The organism is Pseudomonas sp. KBN12P06040 (genome assembly GCF_037574965.1).
Taxonomy (GTDB): Bacteria; Pseudomonadota; Gammaproteobacteria; order Pseudomonadales; family Pseudomonadaceae; genus Pseudomonas; species Pseudomonas aeruginosa.
Genome location: NZ_JBBELS010000001.1, coordinates 6076749 through 6091865, shown reverse-complemented (window position 1 = coordinate 6091865; position 15117 = coordinate 6076749). Strand labels below are relative to the sequence as shown.

Here is a 15117-nt window from a genome sequence, read left to right as displayed (position 1 = left end):
GCCTGCTGCCGGATGGGCCGGGAGCAGGTAGGATGTGGGGTCTTGCAGTGAATGGTTAGGCCAATGACGTTCAAGGATCTCCGCGATTTCATCGCCCAGCTGGAGCAGCGCGGTGCGTTGAAGCGCATCCAGGTGCCGATTTCCCCCGTGCTCGAGATGACCGAGGTGTGCGACCGCACGTTGCGCGCCAAGGGCCCGGCATTGCTGTTCGAAAAGCCGACCGGCTTCGACATGCCGGTACTTGGCAACCTGTTCGGTACGCCGGAGCGCGTGGCGCTGGGCATGGGCGCCGAGGACGTCGGCGCGCTGCGCGAGATCGGCAAGCTGCTGGCGCAACTCAAGGAGCCCGAGCCGCCGAAGGGCCTCAAGGACGCCTGGGCCAAGCTGCCGATGTACAGGAAGGTCCTGTCCATGGCGCCGAAGGTGCTCAAGGACGCCCCCTGCCAGGAAGTGGTCGAGGAGGGCGAGGACGTCGACCTCGGCCGGCTGCCGGTCCAGACCTGCTGGCCGGGCGATGTCGGGCCGCTGATCACCTGGGGCCTGACCGTTACCCGCGGGCCGAACAAGGAACGGCAGAACCTGGGCATCTACCGCCAGCAGGTGATCGGCCGCAACAAGGTGATCATGCGCTGGCTCAGCCATCGCGGCGGCGCACTGGACTACCGCGAGTGGTGCCAGAAGCATCCGGGCCAGCCCTATCCGGTAGCCGTGGCGCTGGGCGCCGATCCGGCGACCATCCTCGGTGCGGTGACGCCGGTGCCGGACACCCTTTCCGAATACGCTTTCGCCGGCCTGTTGCGCGGGCATCGTACCGAGCTGGTCAAGTGTCGCGGCAGCGACTTGCAGGTGCCGGCCAGCGCCGAGATCGTCCTCGAAGGGGTGATCCACCCCGGCGAGATGGCCGACGAAGGTCCCTATGGCGATCACACCGGCTACTACAACGAGGTCGATCGCTTCCCGGTGTTCACCGTCGAGCGCGTCACCCGCCGGCAGAAACCGATCTACCACAGCACCTACACCGGGCGTCCGCCGGACGAGCCGGCGATCCTCGGGGTGGCGCTGAACGAAGTGTTCGTGCCGATCCTGCAGAAGCAGTTCCCGGAAATCGTCGATTTCTACCTGCCGCCGGAAGGTTGTTCCTACCGGATGGCGGTGGTGACCATGAAGAAGCAGTACCCAGGGCACGCCAAGCGCGTGATGCTCGGGGTCTGGTCGTTCCTGCGGCAGTTCATGTACACCAAGTTCGTCATCGTCACCGACGATGACATCGATGCGCGCGACTGGAACGATGTGATCTGGGCCATCACCACGCGGATGGACCCCAAGCGCGACACGGTGATGATCGACAACACGCCCATCGACTACCTCGACTTCGCCTCGCCGGTCTCCGGCCTCGGCTCGAAGATGGGGCTTGATGCCACCCACAAGTGGCCGGGCGAGACCAGCCGCGAATGGGGGCGCGCCATCGTCAAGGACGAAGCGGTGACACGGCGCATCGATGCGCTCTGGTCGAGCCTCGGGATCGACTGATGCGTATCGTCCTGCAACCGTCCGGCGCCTGCCTCGAGCTGCTGCCGGGGGAACGCATCCTCGATGGCGCCCGGCGGCTCGGCTACGACTGTCCGCAGAGCTGCCGCAACGGCAACTGCCATATCTGCGCGGCGCTGCTGGTGGAGGGGCGGGTACGCCAGAACGGCGAGGTACGCGATCATGGCGAACTCTTCACCTGCCTCGCCGAGCCGCTGGAAGACTGCGTGCTGCATTGGGACGGGGTGCTGGCGCCGGGTGAACTGCCTCTGCGCAAGCTGACCTGCCAGTTGAGCTTCTGCGAAGAGGTCGGCGGCGACGTCTACCGGGTCGGCCTGCGCGCGCCGGCCGGCAAGCCGCCACGCTATCACGCCGGGCAGTACCTGTTGCTGGAGCGTGACGGCGGCGACAGCGCGGCGTTTTCCCTGGCCTCCGCGCCGCATGCGGGACGCGACCTTGAGTTGCACATCCTGGCCAAGGAAGACAGTGCCGTCGCGCTGATCGCGCAGTTGCAGCGCGAGCGCCTGGCACGGATCCAGCTGCCGTTCGGCGACGCGCACCTGGCGGAACTGCCCGACGGTCCGCTGGTGCTGATCGCTGCGGGAACCGGCATGTCTCAGATGCACAGCCTGATCGAGCACTGCCGCGCCGCCGGCTTCGCCCATCCTGTACATCTCTACTGGGGCGTTCGGCGTCCGGAGGATTTCTACCGACTGCCGCACTGGACGGAGTGGGAAGGCCTGCCGAACCTGTTCCTGCACCGGGTGGTCAGCGACCTCTGTGGCTGGGAGGGGCGTTGCGGCTTGCTGCACGAGGCGGTGCGCGAGGATTTCGCCGACCTGTCGAGCCTGCATGTATACGCCAGCGGCTCGCCGGCGATGGTCTACGCGACCCTGGATGCCCTGGTCGAAGCAGGGATGGACGCGCACCAGATGCGCGCCGACGTGTTCGCCTACGCGCCGCGGGACTGAACGCGGCTCCGGCCTGGCGCCGGAGCCGCCGCGTCATCCGCCGGCTTGCTGCGTCGCGGCCTGGACCGCGGGTTTGCGCAGGGTCAGGCAGAGGAACAGGATGGCCAGCAGGCAGGCGCCGATCAGCAGCTTGAAGCCACCGTCCCAGCCGAAGTGGTCCACCGTGTAGCCGACCAGGGCGTTGGCCGCCACCGAACCGCCGAGGTAGCCGAACAGACCGGTGAAGCCGGCGGCGGTGCCGGCCGCTTTCTTCGGCGCCAGCTCCAGGGCCTGCAAGCCGATCAGCATCACCGGGCCGTAGATCAGGAAGCCGATCATGATCAGCGCGGCCATGTCGATCGCCGGGTTGCCGGCCGGGTTCAGCCAGTAGATCAGGGTGCCGACGGTCACCAGGATCATGAACACCACGCCGGTGGCGCCGCGATTGCCCTTGAACAGCTTGTCCGACAGCCAGCCGCAGAGCAGGGTGCCGGGAATCCCCGCCCATTCGTAGAAGAAGTACGCCCAGGACGACTTGTCGACGTTGAAGTGCTTGGCCTCCTTGAGGTAGGTCGGCGCCCAGTCGAGCACACCGTAGCGCAGCAGGTAGACGAACACGTTGGCCAGGGCGATGTACCAGAGCAGCTTGTTGCGCAGCACGTAGGTGACGAAGATCTCCTTGGTCGACAGCTCGCGCTCGTGGTGTTCGTCGTAGCCTTCGGGGTAGTCGTCCTTATGCTTCTCGATCGGCGGCAGGCCGCAGGATTGCGGGGTGTCGCGCATGGCGAAATAGGCGAACACGGCTACGCCCACGGCGACGATGGCCGGCACGTAGAAGGCCGAGCGCCAGTCGCCGAACAGCGCCAGGCCGAGCAGGAACAGCGGGCCGATCAGGCCGCCGCCGACATTGTGGGCGACGTTCCACACCGAGACCACGCTGCCGCGCTCCTTCTGCGACCACCAGTGGACCATGGTCCGTCCGCTCGGCGGCCAGCCCATGCCCTGGGCCCAGCCGTTAATGAAGAGCAGGACGAACATGATGGCGACGCTGGAGGTAGCCCAGTGCGCGAATCCGAAAATGAACATCACCGCCGCCGACACCAACAGGCCGAACGGCAGGAAGACCCGTGGGTTGGAACGGTCCGAGACCAGGCCCATGATGAATTTCGACAGGCCGTAGGCGATGGCGATGGCCGACATCGCGACGCCCAGCTGGCCGCGACTGTAGCCGTCCTCGATGAGGTAGGGCATGGCCAGGGAGAAGTTCTTGCGCAGCAGGTAGTAACCCGCGTAGCCGATGAAGATACCGGCGAAGATCTGCCAGCGCAGGCGCCGGTAGGTGCTGTCCACCTCGGCATCGGGCAGTGGCGCCTGGTGTGGCGCGGGACGAAAGATTCCGAACATCGCGAGCTCCGCTTGTTGTTGTGTCGCGCCTTTTTTACGCGGTTGCGAACACTACATTTTTCGTAAATGAAAAAATAGCGGAAATGTTACAGGTTGAGTGCATTGGTCGGAAATAAGAAAGCCCCGGTCGGAAACCGGGGCCTTCATAGGGGAAAAACATCTGACAGCGTGGGCCTCGGCCGGTGTATCGCTCCGGCCCGCCATGCCTTTCTCCGCAGGGGCGGGAGGCAATACTCGCCGCCTTCGTGGCTCAGCGAACCTCCACCACCACCTTGCCGACCGCCTTGCGCTGGCCGAGGGCGTCGATGGCGTCACCGGCCCGTTCCAGCGGGAAGCGCTGCGACACCAGCGGTTTCAGCTTGCCTTCGGCGTGCCAGGCGAACAGCTGGCGGAAGTTGTCAGCGTTGTCCTGCGGCTGGCGTTGGGCGAACGATCCCCAGAACACGCCGACCAGCGAGGCGCCCTTGAGCAGGGTCAGGTTGGCCGGCAGCGAAGGGATGCTGCCGCTGGCGAAGCCGACCACCAGCATCCGTCCGTTCCAGGCGATGCTGCGGAAGGCCTCCTCGAACAGTTCGCCGCCCACCGGATCGTAGATCACATCGACGCCCTGGCCGCCGGTCAAGGCCTTGAGCTGCTCGCGCAGGCTACCTTCGCTGTAGTTGATCAGTTCGTCGGCGCCGGCGGCCTTGGCCACGGCGAGCTTGTCGGGGGTACTGGCGGCAGCGATCACCCGGGCGCCCATGGCCTTGCCGATCTCCACGGCAGCCAGCCCGACCCCGCCGGAAGCGCCGAGCACCAGCAGGGTCTCGCCGGGTTGCAGGTTGGCGCGCTGTTTCAGGGCGTGCATCGAGGTGCCGTAGGTCATGCCGAAGGCGGCGGCGCTGGCGAAGTCCATGCCTTCGGGAATCGGCATCACGTTATAGCCGGGCACCTTGACCTGCTCGGCGAAGCTGCCCCAGCCGGTCAGGGCCATGACCCGGTCGCCGGGCCTGACGTGGGCGACCTTTTCGCCGACCGCGGCGACCACCCCGGCCGCCTCGCCGCCCGGGGAGAAGGGGAAGGGCGGCTTGAACTGGTACTTGCCCTCGATGATCAGGGTGTCGGGGAAGTTGACCCCGGCGGCGTGCACATCGAGGAGGATTTCGTTCTTCGCCGGGCTCGGGCTGGCGATTTCTTCCAGGACCAGGCTGCTGGCCGGGCCGAAGGCTTTGCAGAGGACGGCTTTCATCGGGGACGCTCCAGTTTGCGGTCCGGCCAGTGTAGGAGGGAGACGCCGGGGGTCAATCAGCATCGCCGCAACTGATGGTTGTCCATAAACCCCGGGCTTGGGCCCGGCCGAGAGTCTGGCTATGCTTGCCGGCATTCGTCGAGGAGATGCGCCCGTGAGAACCCCCATTGCCCTGTCGCTGGCCCTGTGCCTGAGTCTGTTCCCGTCGTTCGCCTCGGCCGAGGAGGCCGCGCCGGAAGGCGAGGGCGCGAACAAGCCGGTCTACGTCGACCTGACCCCGGCGCTGGTCGGCAACTACGGCGGCGGGCCGCGCCTGCAGTACTACAAGGCCGACATCGCCCTGCAGGTGGCCGACAAGGACGCGGCGACCAAGGTCGAGCATCACGAGCCCTTGATCCGCAACCAGTTGATCATGCTGTTCGCCCAGCAGACCGACCAGAGCCTGGGTACGGTCGAGGCCAAGGAAAGCCTGCGCCAGGAGGCGCTGAAGCAGGTCCAGCAGACCCTCGAGCAGGAAGAGGGCAAGCCGCTGGTGACCGACCTGCTGTTCAACAACCTCATCGTCCAGCCCTGAGGTCAACTATCCGTTCTGTCCCGCGCTCCCGGATGCGAGGCACCGGGGATTCTGCTTTCCTGTGAGGTTCGGTCGGGCGCGTCTGACGTGCATCAACACCTGCGCGCCGCCCTGGAGGGACAATCGAGCCAGTGAAGTCCGCGGCGGCCGCGCTTTCCAGCGTGAGCGTCATCGCCGCGGCCTGGCCGAACGTGCGAGGAGAAGGGATGAAACAGGAAAGCAAACGGTGGCTGAGCCGTGCCCTGGTCGTGGCGGCGCTGCTCGGCGTAGGCGTGCTGGTCTGGCAGGTATCGCGACCGACCGGCCTGGGCGAGGGATTCGCCAGCGGCAACGGACGCATCGAGGCCACCGAGGTGGACGTGGCGGCCAAGCTTCCCGGGCGGGTCGCCGAGATCAAGGTCGACGAGGGCGACTTCGTCAAGGCCGGCGAAATCGTCGCGCGGATGGATACCCAGGTGCTCGAGGCGCAGTTGGCCCAGGCCCAGGCCCAGGTGCGCCAGGCGGAGAACGCCAAGCTCACCGCGACCTCGCTGGTGGCCCAGCGCGAGAGCGAGAAGAGCACCGCCCAGGCCGTGGTGGCGCAGCGCCAGGCCGAGCTGACAGCGGCGCAGAAGCGCTTCACCCGTACCGAGGCGCTGGTCAAGCGCAATGCCCTGCCGCAACAGCAACTCGACGACGATCGGGCGACCCTGCAGAGCGCCCAGGCGGCGTTGTCCGCGGCACGCTCGCAAGTGATTTCGGCGCAGGCGGCGATCGAGGCCGGGCGTTCCCAGGTAATCGAGGCGCAGTCGGCCATCGAGGCGGCCAAGGCCAGCGTCGCCCGGCTCCAGGCGGATATCGACGACAGCCTGCTCAAGGCGCCGCGCAACGGCCGCGTGCAGTACCGCGTGGCACAGCCGGGGGAAGTGCTGCCGGCCGGTGGCAAGCTGCTCAACATGGTCGACCTGGCCGACGTCTACATGACTTTCTTCCTGCCATCCATGCAGGCCGGCAGGGTCGGACTGGGCCAGGAAGTGCGCTTGGTGATCGACGCGGTGCCGGACTACGTGATCCCAGCCAAGGTTTCCTATGTCGCCAGCGTCGCCCAGTTCACCCCGAAAACGGTGGAAACCGCCAACGAGCGGGAGAAGCTGATGTTCCGGGTCAAGGCGCGGCTCGATCCGGCGCTGCTGGAAAAATACATCACCTACGTCAAGACCGGCGTGCCCGGAATGGCCTACCTGCGACTGGACCCTGAGGTCGAGTGGCCGGCCAACCTGCAGATCAAGGTTCCGCAATGACCGCTGGCGGGAGCGGCGTGGCGAGCCTCCGGGGCGTTTCGCTGCGCTACGGCGAGACGCGCGCGGTGGACGACGTCAGCCTGGAGATCCCGGCCAACCGCATGGTCGGCCTGATCGGTCCGGACGGGGTCGGCAAATCCAGCCTGCTGGCGCTGCTGGCCGGCGCACGGAAGATGCAGGATGGCGAGATCCGCGTGCTCGATGGCGACATGCGCGACCGCCGCCACCGCCGGGCGGTCTGCCCGCGCATCGCCTACATGCCCCAGGGGCTGGGCAAGAACCTCTACCCGACGCTCTCGGTGTTCGAGAACGTCGACTTCTTCGGTCGGCTGTTCGGCCACGACAAGGCCGAGCGCGAGCGGCGCATCGCCGATCTGCTGCAAAGCACCGGGTTGGCGCCGTTCGCCGAGCGTCCTGCGGGCAAGCTGTCCGGCGGCATGAAGCAGAAGCTAGGGCTGTGCTGCGCGCTGATCCACGATCCCGACCTGCTGATCCTCGACGAGCCGACCACCGGCGTCGACCCGCTGTCGCGCAACCAGTTCTGGGAGCTGATCGGCCGTATCCGCGCGGGCCGCGAAGGCATGAGCGTGCTGGTCGCCACCGCCTACATGGAGGAAGCCGAGCGCTTCGACTGGCTGGTGGCGATGGATGACGGAAAGGTCCTGGCCACCGGTACGCCGCAGGAGCTGCGCGAGCGTACCGGGACGCAGAGCCTCGAGTCGGCGTTCATCGCCCTGCTGCCGGAAAGCAAGCGCGCCGGCCACCATCGATTGGTGATCCCGCCGCGACCGCAGAGCGAAGGCGCGCCGCGGATCGCCATCGAGGCCGAGGGCCTGACCTGTCGTTTCGGCGACTTCGTCGCGGTCGATCACGTCAGCTTCCGTATCGAGCGTGGGGAAATCTTCGGCTTCCTCGGCTCCAACGGCTGCGGCAAGTCCACCACCATGAAGATGCTCACCGGCCTGCTGCCGGCCAGCGAAGGCACGTGCGCGCTGTTCGGCCAGGCGGTGGACGCCAGCGACATGGCGACCCGTCGCCGGGTCGGCTACATGTCCCAGGCCTTTTCCCTGTATGCCGAGCTGAGCGTGCGGCAGAACCTGGTGCTGCACGCCCGGCTGTTCCACCTGCCGGCGGATGGTATCCCGGCACGGGTCGGCGAAATGCTCCGGCGCTTCGACCTGGAGAAGGTGGCCGACGAGCTGCCCGACGACCTGCCGCTGGGCATCCGCCAGCGTCTGTCGCTGGCGGTGGCGGTGATCCACAAGCCGGAGATCCTGATCCTCGACGAGCCCACTTCGGGGGTCGACCCGGTGGCTCGCGACGGCTTCTGGGAACTGATGGTCGAGCTGTCGCGCCGCGACGGGGTGACCATCTTCATTTCCACCCACTTCATGAACGAGGCCCAGCGCTGCGATCGCATCTCGCTGATGCATGCCGGCAAGGTACTGGCCAGCGATACTCCCGATGAGCTGGTGCGCCAGCGTGGCCTGCCGACCCTGGAAGCGACCTTCATCGCGTACCTGGAAGAAGCCGCCGGTGCCGCCGCGCCAGCGCAACCGGCCGAGGCGCCGGCCGTCGCGGAGCAGCCCGGCGATGGCCAGGGGCGCCAGGCGCAACGCCAACGCTTCAGCCCCCTGCGGCTGTTCAGCTATGCGCGCCGCGAAGCCATGGAACTGCGCCGCGACCCGATCCGCCTGACCCTGGCCCTGCTCGGCACCGCGCTGCTGATGTTCATCATCGGCTACGGCATCAACATGGACGTCGAGGACCTCTCCTGGGCGGTCCTCGACCGTGACCAGACCACCACCAGCCAGGCCTACGCGCTGAATATCGCCGGCTCGCGCTATTTCGTCGAACATGCGCCGATCACCGACCCGGACGACCTCGACCGGCGCCTGCGCAGCGGCGAGCTGAGCCTGGCGGTGGAGATCCCGCCGAACTTCGGGCGCGATCTCAAGCGTGGCTCCGATCCTGCCATCGGCGTGTGGATCGACGGAGCGATGCCGACCCGTGCCAACACCGTGCTCGGCTACGTGCAGGGCCTGCACACCAGCTACCTGGCGGACCTCTCGCGGCAGGTGGGTGGGGCCGAGGCCAGCGCGGCGGCCAGCACCGAGGTGCGCTATCGCTACAACCCCGACGTGGAAAGCCTGAAGGCGATGGTGCCGGCGGTGATCCCGCTGCTGCTGATCATGATCCCGGCCATGCTCACCGCCCTCGGCGTGGTGCGCGAAAAGGAACTGGGCTCGATCACCAACCTCTATGTCACCCCGGTGACGCGCCTGGAGTTCCTGGTCGGCAAGCAGTTGCCTTACGTCGCCATGGGCATGATCAACTTCCTGCTGATGCTGGTCCTGGCCATCGTGGTATTTCGCGTGCCGCTCAAGGGCAGCTTCCTGGCGTTGACCATCGGCGCTTTCCTTTATGTGGTCACCAGCACCGGCCTCGGGCTGTTCCTCTCGACGTTCATGCGCAGCCAGATCGCCGCTGTATTCGGCGTGGCGATCGCCACCATGATCCCGGCGATCCAGTTCTCCGGGCTGATCCACCCGGTGTCCTCGCTGGAAGGTGCGGCGGCCTGGATCGGCAAGCTCTATCCGACCTCGCATTTCCTGGTGGTCAGCCGCGGCGCCTTTTCCAAATCGCTGGGCCTGCCCGATCTCTGGGCCTACTACCTGCCGCTTGCCGCTTCCATCGTGGTGCTGACCCTGCTCAGCGTGGCCTGCCTGAAGAAGCAGGAGGACTGAGCGATGCGCAGCCTGGCCAACATCTTCAACCTGGGCATCAAGGAGTTCCGCAGCCTCGGCCGCGACTACGCGATGCTGGCACTGATCGTCTGGGCCTTCACCCTGGGCGTCTACAGTTCCGCTACCGGTATTCCGGAAACCTTGCATCACGCGCCGATCGCGGTGGTCGACGAGGACCGCTCGCAACTCTCGTCGCGTATCGTCAATGCCTTCCAGCCCCCGTACTTCCGGCCGCCGAAAATGATCGGGCATGCCGAGATGGATCGCGGCATGGACGTCGGCCTGTATACCTTCACCCTCGATATCCCGCCGGACTTCCAGCGCGACGTGCTGGCCGGGCGCAAGCCCTCGATCCAGGTCAACGTCGACGCGACCCAGACCGGGCAGGCGTTCTCCGGCGCGGGCTACATCCAGAACATCGTCGCCACCGAGGTGCGCGAGTTCGTCAGCCGCTACCGCGCGGAGCCGAGCATGCCGGCGCAGATCGAGGTGCGCATGGAGTTCAACCCGAACCTGACCCAGGCCTGGTTCGGCGGGGTGATGGAAGTGATCAACCAGATCACCATGCTGTCGATCATCCTCACCGGCGCCGCGCTGATCCGCGAGCGCGAGCACGGCACCGTCGAGCACCTGCTGGTGATGCCGCTGTCGGCCTTCGAGATCATGATGGCCAAGGTCTGGTCGATGGGGCTGGTGGTGCTGGTGGCGGCGGGGCTCTCGTTGCAGTGGGTGGTGCGTGGCTGGCTGGACGTGCCGATCAGCGGCTCGGTGGGGCTGTTCCTGCTCGGCGCCGGATTGCATCTGTTCGCCACCACCTCCATGGGCATATTCCTCGGCACGGTGGCGCGCTCGATGCCTCAGCTCGGGCTGCTGACCATCCTCGTGCTGTTGCCGCTGAACATCCTTTCGGGCGGCAGCACGCCACGGGAAAGCATGCCGGAACTGGTGCAGAACATCATGCTGGCGGCTCCGACCACGCATTTCGTCAGCCTGGCCCAGGCGATCCTGTTCCGCGGCGCCGGTTTCGACATCGTCTGGCCGCAGTTCGCCGGCATCGTGGCGATCGGTTCGGCGTTCTTCTTCGGCGCGCTCTGGCGTTTCCGCCGGACCATCTCGCAGATGGCCTGAGCGATGGCTTCAGCGTTTCGCCAGCGGCAGGATCGCCTGCCATTCCTCGGCGCTGACCGGCATCACCGAGAGACGGCTGCCCTTCTGCACCAGGGCGAGGTTGGCCAGGGCGTCCTGCGCCTTCAGCCGGGCCAGTGGAACGACCTCGGCGAAGGCTTCGACGAAGCTGACGTCGCGGGCGCTCCAGGGATTCTTCTCGGCGCTGGCCTTGGGGTCGTGGTAAGGGCTGGCGGGATCCAGGGCCGTGGGATCGGGATAGGCTTCGCCCTCGATGCGGGCGATACCGGCGATGCCGGGCTGCGGGCAACTGGAGTGGTAGAAGAAGAACAGGTCGCCGGGGTTCATGCTGCGGATGAAGTTGCGCGCCTGGTAGTTGCGCACGCCATCCCAGCGGGCGGTTCCGAGGCGCTGCAGGTCGCGGATCGAGAGTTCGTCCGGCTCGGATTTCATCAGCCAGTAGGCAGGCATGAACTTTGCTCCTCTTTCGTAGATGTACGTAGGAAACGTCTGCGCGTGACCACCGGTCGCCGGTGTAATTGCGTATGACTTCAGCTTATCGGAAAATGCCGTTTTTCAGCGGGGCAGGGTGCTCAGGCGATAAGATAATCGCAAGGACCGGCCTCGAAAATTGCCTGGAAGGGGGAGGCAATCGATGAAGCGCAAGCCAGACTTGCTGTGGGTTTTGGTCATCATCTTCGGACTTGGGGTCGTCACCACCGGTTATACCCAGAGCCTCTGGGAACGACAGGCCAGTACGCCCGCCCAGGTGACGCAACAGCCGTAAGACTCGCCGGGTATCGCATGGAACGCGGTACCCAGGGTTCTCCCTCCTTCCTAGCGTTTCCCTGCCACGTACCAGCCCGCATCGGTCACCGTTCCCGCCAGGGGAATGTCCCAGCTGGCCAGCGCCAGTCGATCCACCTTCTGACATTCATGGGCCAGGCCGATCAGCGTCGGTTTGTGACCATTTTTGCGCCTCGCCAGGTAGGCCAGGCTGCGGTCGTAGAAGCCGCCGCCCATGCCCAGGCGCCCGCCCTGTTCGTCGAACCCCACCAGCGGCAGCAGTACCAGGTCCAGCGCCCAGGCCTTGCGCTGGCGGCCGGCGTCGGCCAGCGGTTCGCTGATGCGGAAGCGGTTGCGGGTCCAGCGTTCGCCGCTGCCGACCCGCTGGAACACCATGCGCGTCCGCGGCCAGGGCGCCAGCACCGGCAGGTAGGTGGCCTTGCCGCGCTTCTGCGCCGCACGCAGCAGCGGACGCGGGTCGATCTCGCCGTCGTTGGGCAGGTACAGGGCGATATGGCGGGCACGGCGAAAAAGGGGATGCTGCGCCAGTTGTCGATAGAGGGCGCGGGCGGCGAGGCGTTGCTGCAGGGGGGAGAGCGCGCGGCGCGCCTGGCGGAGCTTGCGGCGCAGGGCCGGGCGGCTGAGGTCTTGCGATTCGATCATGTGGAAAGGTAGCTCCCCGGTCGTGCCGCTGTCGGGTTAGCCCTTGAACCCGAAAGTTCAAGGTGGCGGTTGCAGTAGACCTTAAGGCTTTCCGTCGTGCGGACATGCACACCGGTCCAACTGGCAACCTCCGTTGTTGCAGTTATCGGCTCAGGGACATCACCGACTGGCCAACACACCAGGGAGCGGAGGCCAGTATACCCGAATTGGCCGTGCCCGGGTCAGGCTTCGCCGGCATCGGCCGGATTCGCCAGGGCGCGGTCGACGCGATCGAGCAGTTCGCGCACGCGCTCGCGGGTCGAGCTGCTTTCCTGGTCCAGGCGCTCCTTGCGGTGCAGCAGGTCGTGGGTGATGTTGAGGGCGGCCATCACGGCAACCCGGTCGGCGCCGATGACTTTGCCGCTGGAGCGGATCTCGCGCATCTTGCCGTCCAGGTAACGGGCGGCGCTTTCCAGGTTGGCGCGCTCGTCGTCCGGGCAATTGATGCAGTATTCCTTGTCGAGAATCTGCACGGTGAGGGTATTCGACTGGCTCATGTGTCCTGCTCCAAGGCTTTCAGACGCAAAATCATCGCTTCGACCTTGTGTCTCGCCATTTCGTTCTTTTCGATCAGATGAGCGCGCTCTTCGCGCCAGGACTTTTCGTTCGCCCGCAGCAGCCGGTTCTCCGCCTTGAGCTGTTCCAGCTTCTGGAGCAGCTGGTCGAACTTGGCCGTCAACAATTGCAGATCGGCGTCTTCCATGGGCTCTCGCTTGGGAATTGGGGTGATTGGACAACTATATAGGATCGTCCCCGGTCGGGGCCAATGCCCCGGCCGGGCCGGCGCGCCGGCAACCGGTCGCATGGTCTTGCCGGGGCGGGCGGTGCTAGGATAACCATCTTCATTTCACGTGTAGCGCCCCAATGGCGCCCAGCCGTCAGGGTCCCGAGATGTCCACTCAGAATTCCGCCTACAGCGCCTTTTCCTCCCTTCTCGCCGAGGCGGCCATGCCGGTCTCGCCGGCCGAACTGCACGGCCATCTGCTGGGTCGGGTCTGCGCCGGCGCCGGCTTCGACGAGGCCGCCTGGCAACACGCCGCCGCCGAACTGCTCGGCGGCGCGCCGGGCGAACGACTCAAGGCCGCGTTGTCCGGTCTGCTCGGCATGGTCCGGCAGGACTTTTCCGCCGGCGAGGTCGCCGTCGTCATGCTCCTGCCCGACGACGAAACCCCGCTCGCCCAGCGCACCGAGGCGCTCGGCCAATGGTGCCAGGGTTTCCTCGCCGGCTTCGGCCTCACCGCCCGCGAAGGCAGCCTGACCGGCGAAGCCGAGGAAGTGCTGCAGGACATGGCCGCCATCGCCCAGGTCCAGGGCCAGCTGGAAGACAGCGAGGACGGCGAGACGGACTATATGGAAGTCATGGAATACCTGCGGGTCGCTCCGCTGCTGCTGTTCGCCGAGTGCGGCAAGCCGCTGGAGCCCGCTCCCAAGCCTTCACTGCACTGAGGTTTCTGCATGATCCGTATCCCCAAGTCGGAGTACGCCCGTCGGCGCAAGGCGCTGATGGCGCAGATGGAACCCAACAGCATCGCCATCCTGCCGGCGGCGCCGATGTATATCCGCAATCGCGACGTCGAGCACGTCTACCGCCAGGACAGCGACTTCCAGTACCTCACCGGCTTTCCCGAGCCGGAGGCGGTGATGGCGCTGATTCCCGGCCGTGCCCACGGCGAATACGTGCTGTTCTGCCGCGAGCGGGATCCGGAGCGTGAACTGTGGGACGGCCTGCGCGCCGGCCAGGACGGTGCGATCGGCCAGTACGGCGCCGACGACGCCTTTCCCATCGGCGATATCGACGACATTCTGCCCGGCCTGATCGAAGGCCGCGACCGGGTCTACTACGCCCTTGGCGCCAATCCCGACTTCGACCGCCGGCTGATGGACTGGATCAACGTGATCCGCTCCAAGGCCCGCCAGGGCGCGCAGCCGCCGAACGAGTTCGTTGCCCTCGACCACCTGCTGCACGACCAGCGGTTGTACAAGAGCGCCAACGAAGTGAAGGTCATGCGCTACGCCGCCGAGGTCTCCGCCCGGGCGCACATCCGGGCGATGGAGGTGTGCCGGCCGGGGCTGTTCGAGTACCACCTGGAAGCCGAACTGGAATACGAGTTCCGCAAGGGCGGGGCGAAGATGCCGGCCTACGGCTCGATCGTCGCCGCCGGACGCAACGCCTGCATCCTGCACTACCGCGAGAACGATGCGGCGATCAAGGACGGCGACCTGATCCTGATCGATGCCGGCTGCGAGATCGACTGCTACGCCAGTGACATCACCCGTACCTTCCCCGCCAATGGCCGCTTCAGCCCCGAGCAGAAGGCGATCTACGAACTGGTGCTGGAAGCCAACATGGCGGCGTTCGACTACATCGCCCCCGGTCGCCACTGGAACGAGGCCCATGAGGCCACCGTACGGGTCATCACCGCCGGGCTGGTGCGCCTGGGCCTGCTGGAGGGCGACGTCGACGAGCTGATCGCCCACGAGGCCTACAAGGCTTTCTACATGCACCGCGCCGGCCACTGGCTGGGGATGGACGTGCACGACGTCGGCGAGTACCGCGTCGGCGGCGAATGGCGGGTGCTCGAACCGGGCATGGCGATGACCGTCGAGCCGGGCATCTACATCGCCCCGGACAATACCTCGGTGGCGAAGAAGTGGCGCGGTATCGGCGTACGCATCGAGGACGACGTGGTGGTCACCCGCAATGGCTGCGAAGTGCTGACCAACGGCGTGCCGAAGACCGTCGCCGAGATCGAGGCGCTGATGGCCGCGGCCAAGAGCGAGGCCGCCTGAGGTG

General features: G+C 66.4%; 15 protein-coding genes and 1 other RNA gene. 9 read left to right on the top strand and 7 right to left on the bottom strand.

The window, feature by feature from the left end:
* Nucleotides 1-63 precede the first annotated feature (63 nt).
* Nucleotides 64-1530, top strand: coding sequence for a 4-hydroxy-3-polyprenylbenzoate decarboxylase (gene ubiD, locus VQ067_RS28630; RefSeq protein ID WP_003096332.1), 1467 nt, complete (start codon nucleotides 64-66; stop codon nucleotides 1528-1530).
* Nucleotides 1530-2498: a CDP-6-deoxy-delta-3,4-glucoseen reductase gene (locus tag VQ067_RS28625; protein WP_003096331.1), complete on the top strand. Its 969-nt coding sequence runs from the start codon at nucleotides 1530-1532 to the stop codon at nucleotides 2496-2498. The genes ubiD and VQ067_RS28625 overlap by 1 nt, the downstream gene beginning before the upstream one ends.
* Nucleotides 2499-2531: 33 nt before the next feature.
* Here the strand turns inward: VQ067_RS28625 and glpT are convergent, their stop codons facing one another.
* Both glpT and VQ067_RS28615 read right to left on the bottom strand, forming a co-directional pair.
* Nucleotides 2532-3881: a glycerol-3-phosphate transporter gene (gene glpT / locus VQ067_RS28620; protein ID WP_033991278.1), complete on the bottom strand. Its 1350-nt coding sequence runs from the start codon at nucleotides 3879-3881 to the stop codon at nucleotides 2532-2534.
* A 250-nt stretch (nucleotides 3882-4131) separates the two neighbouring features.
* Nucleotides 4132-5109 (bottom strand): NADPH:quinone oxidoreductase family protein, encoded by a 978-nt coding sequence (locus VQ067_RS28615; RefSeq protein ID WP_003096329.1) that lies wholly within the window; start codon nucleotides 5107-5109, stop codon nucleotides 4132-4134.
* A 154-nt stretch (nucleotides 5110-5263) separates the two neighbouring features.
* Here VQ067_RS28615 and VQ067_RS28610 point away from each other — a divergent pair, with 154 nt between their 5' ends.
* The 4 genes from VQ067_RS28610 to VQ067_RS28595 all read left to right on the top strand — a co-directional run bounded on the left by VQ067_RS28610 (nucleotide 5264) and on the right by VQ067_RS28595 (nucleotide 10838).
* Nucleotides 5264-5683: a flagellar basal body-associated protein FliL gene (locus VQ067_RS28610; RefSeq protein WP_033961851.1), complete on the top strand. Its 420-nt coding sequence runs from the start codon at nucleotides 5264-5266 to the stop codon at nucleotides 5681-5683.
* 206 nt (nucleotides 5684-5889) lie between these two features.
* The gene (locus VQ067_RS28605; RefSeq protein WP_003136086.1) at nucleotides 5890-6963 is read left to right on the top strand and encodes an HlyD family secretion protein; all 1074 of its coding nucleotides are present in this window, start codon (nucleotides 5890-5892) and stop codon (nucleotides 6961-6963) included.
* Complete coding sequence (gene rbbA / locus VQ067_RS28600) at nucleotides 6960-9710, top strand: ribosome-associated ATPase/putative transporter RbbA (RefSeq protein ID WP_003110670.1); 2751 nt, start codon at nucleotides 6960-6962, stop codon at nucleotides 9708-9710. Before VQ067_RS28605 ends, rbbA begins: the two co-directional genes overlap by 4 nt.
* A 3-nt stretch (nucleotides 9711-9713) precedes the next feature.
* Entirely contained in the window at nucleotides 9714-10838 is a 1125-nt protein-coding gene (locus VQ067_RS28595) for an ABC transporter permease (RefSeq protein WP_031757046.1), read from the top strand.
* 9 nt (nucleotides 10839-10847) lie between these two features.
* Here the strand turns inward: VQ067_RS28595 and VQ067_RS28590 are convergent, their stop codons facing one another.
* Nucleotides 10848-11306: an EVE domain-containing protein gene (locus tag VQ067_RS28590; RefSeq protein WP_003096326.1), complete on the bottom strand. Its 459-nt coding sequence runs from the start codon at nucleotides 11304-11306 to the stop codon at nucleotides 10848-10850.
* 184 nt (nucleotides 11307-11490) lie between these two features.
* Between VQ067_RS28590 and VQ067_RS28585 the strand changes: the two genes are divergently transcribed.
* Entirely contained in the window at nucleotides 11491-11622 is a 132-nt protein-coding gene (locus tag VQ067_RS28585; RefSeq protein ID WP_003096323.1) for a hypothetical protein, read from the top strand.
* A 50-nt stretch (nucleotides 11623-11672) separates the two neighbouring features.
* On the opposite strand, the gene VQ067_RS28580 is transcribed toward VQ067_RS28585, so the two are convergent.
* The 4 genes from VQ067_RS28580 to VQ067_RS28565 all read right to left on the bottom strand — a co-directional run bounded on the left by VQ067_RS28580 (nucleotide 11673) and on the right by VQ067_RS28565 (nucleotide 13026).
* The gene (locus tag VQ067_RS28580; RefSeq protein WP_003096321.1) at nucleotides 11673-12284 is read right to left on the bottom strand and encodes a 5-formyltetrahydrofolate cyclo-ligase; all 612 of its coding nucleotides are present in this window, start codon (nucleotides 12282-12284) and stop codon (nucleotides 11673-11675) included.
* A gap of 9 nt (nucleotides 12285-12293) precedes the next feature.
* Nucleotides 12294-12472: non-coding RNA, 6S RNA (ssrS, locus tag VQ067_RS28575), on the bottom strand.
* A gap of 33 nt (nucleotides 12473-12505) precedes the next feature.
* Nucleotides 12506-12820, bottom strand: coding sequence for a cell division protein ZapA (locus VQ067_RS28570; RefSeq protein WP_003096316.1), 315 nt, complete (start codon nucleotides 12818-12820; stop codon nucleotides 12506-12508).
* Nucleotides 12817-13026: a TIGR02449 family protein gene (locus VQ067_RS28565; protein WP_003096314.1), complete on the bottom strand. Its 210-nt coding sequence runs from the start codon at nucleotides 13024-13026 to the stop codon at nucleotides 12817-12819. Before VQ067_RS28565 ends, VQ067_RS28570 begins: the two co-directional genes overlap by 4 nt.
* Before the next feature lie 188 nt (nucleotides 13027-13214).
* Here VQ067_RS28565 and VQ067_RS28560 point away from each other — a divergent pair, with 188 nt between their 5' ends.
* Together VQ067_RS28560 and pepP are read left to right on the top strand one after the other, a co-directional pair.
* Nucleotides 13215-13769 (top strand): YecA/YgfB family protein, encoded by a 555-nt coding sequence (locus VQ067_RS28560; protein WP_003099193.1) that lies wholly within the window; start codon nucleotides 13215-13217, stop codon nucleotides 13767-13769.
* 9 nt (nucleotides 13770-13778) lie between these two features.
* Nucleotides 13779-15113 (top strand): Xaa-Pro aminopeptidase, encoded by a 1335-nt coding sequence (pepP, locus tag VQ067_RS28555; RefSeq protein ID WP_003096308.1) that lies wholly within the window; start codon nucleotides 13779-13781, stop codon nucleotides 15111-15113.
* The last annotated feature ends 4 nt before the right edge of the window (nucleotides 15114-15117 follow it).

What these genes read in the sequence shown, in the direction of transcription:
- VQ067_RS28570 (WP_003096316.1), bottom strand. Translation starts at nt 12,820, where the DNA reads ATGAGCCAGTCGAATACCCTCACCGTGCAGATTCTCGACAAGGAATAC.
- VQ067_RS28605 (WP_003136086.1), top strand. Translation starts at nt 5,890, where the DNA reads ATGAAACAGGAAAGCAAACGGTGGCTGAGCCGTGCCCTGGTCGTGGCG.
- VQ067_RS28580 (WP_003096321.1), bottom strand. Translation starts at nt 12,284, where the DNA reads ATGATCGAATCGCAAGACCTCAGCCGCCCGGCCCTGCGCCGCAAGCTC.
- rbbA (WP_003110670.1), top strand. Translation starts at nt 6,960, where the DNA reads ATGACCGCTGGCGGGAGCGGCGTGGCGAGCCTCCGGGGCGTTTCGCTG.
- ubiD (WP_003096332.1), top strand. Translation starts at nt 64, where the DNA reads ATGACGTTCAAGGATCTCCGCGATTTCATCGCCCAGCTGGAGCAGCGC.
- VQ067_RS28615 (WP_003096329.1), bottom strand. Translation starts at nt 5,109, where the DNA reads ATGAAAGCCGTCCTCTGCAAAGCCTTCGGCCCGGCCAGCAGCCTGGTC.
- VQ067_RS28590 (WP_003096326.1), bottom strand. Translation starts at nt 11,306, where the DNA reads ATGCCTGCCTACTGGCTGATGAAATCCGAGCCGGACGAACTCTCGATC.
- VQ067_RS28565 (WP_003096314.1), bottom strand. Translation starts at nt 13,026, where the DNA reads ATGGAAGACGCCGATCTGCAATTGTTGACGGCCAAGTTCGACCAGCTG.
- VQ067_RS28625 (WP_003096331.1), top strand. Translation starts at nt 1,530, where the DNA reads ATGCGTATCGTCCTGCAACCGTCCGGCGCCTGCCTCGAGCTGCTGCCG.
- VQ067_RS28595 (WP_031757046.1), top strand. Translation starts at nt 9,714, where the DNA reads ATGCGCAGCCTGGCCAACATCTTCAACCTGGGCATCAAGGAGTTCCGC.
- VQ067_RS28585 (WP_003096323.1), top strand. Translation starts at nt 11,491, where the DNA reads ATGAAGCGCAAGCCAGACTTGCTGTGGGTTTTGGTCATCATCTTCGGA.
- glpT (WP_033991278.1), bottom strand. Translation starts at nt 3,881, where the DNA reads ATGTTCGGAATCTTTCGTCCCGCGCCACACCAGGCGCCACTGCCCGAT.
- VQ067_RS28560 (WP_003099193.1), top strand. Translation starts at nt 13,215, where the DNA reads ATGTCCACTCAGAATTCCGCCTACAGCGCCTTTTCCTCCCTTCTCGCC.
- pepP (WP_003096308.1), top strand. Translation starts at nt 13,779, where the DNA reads ATGATCCGTATCCCCAAGTCGGAGTACGCCCGTCGGCGCAAGGCGCTG.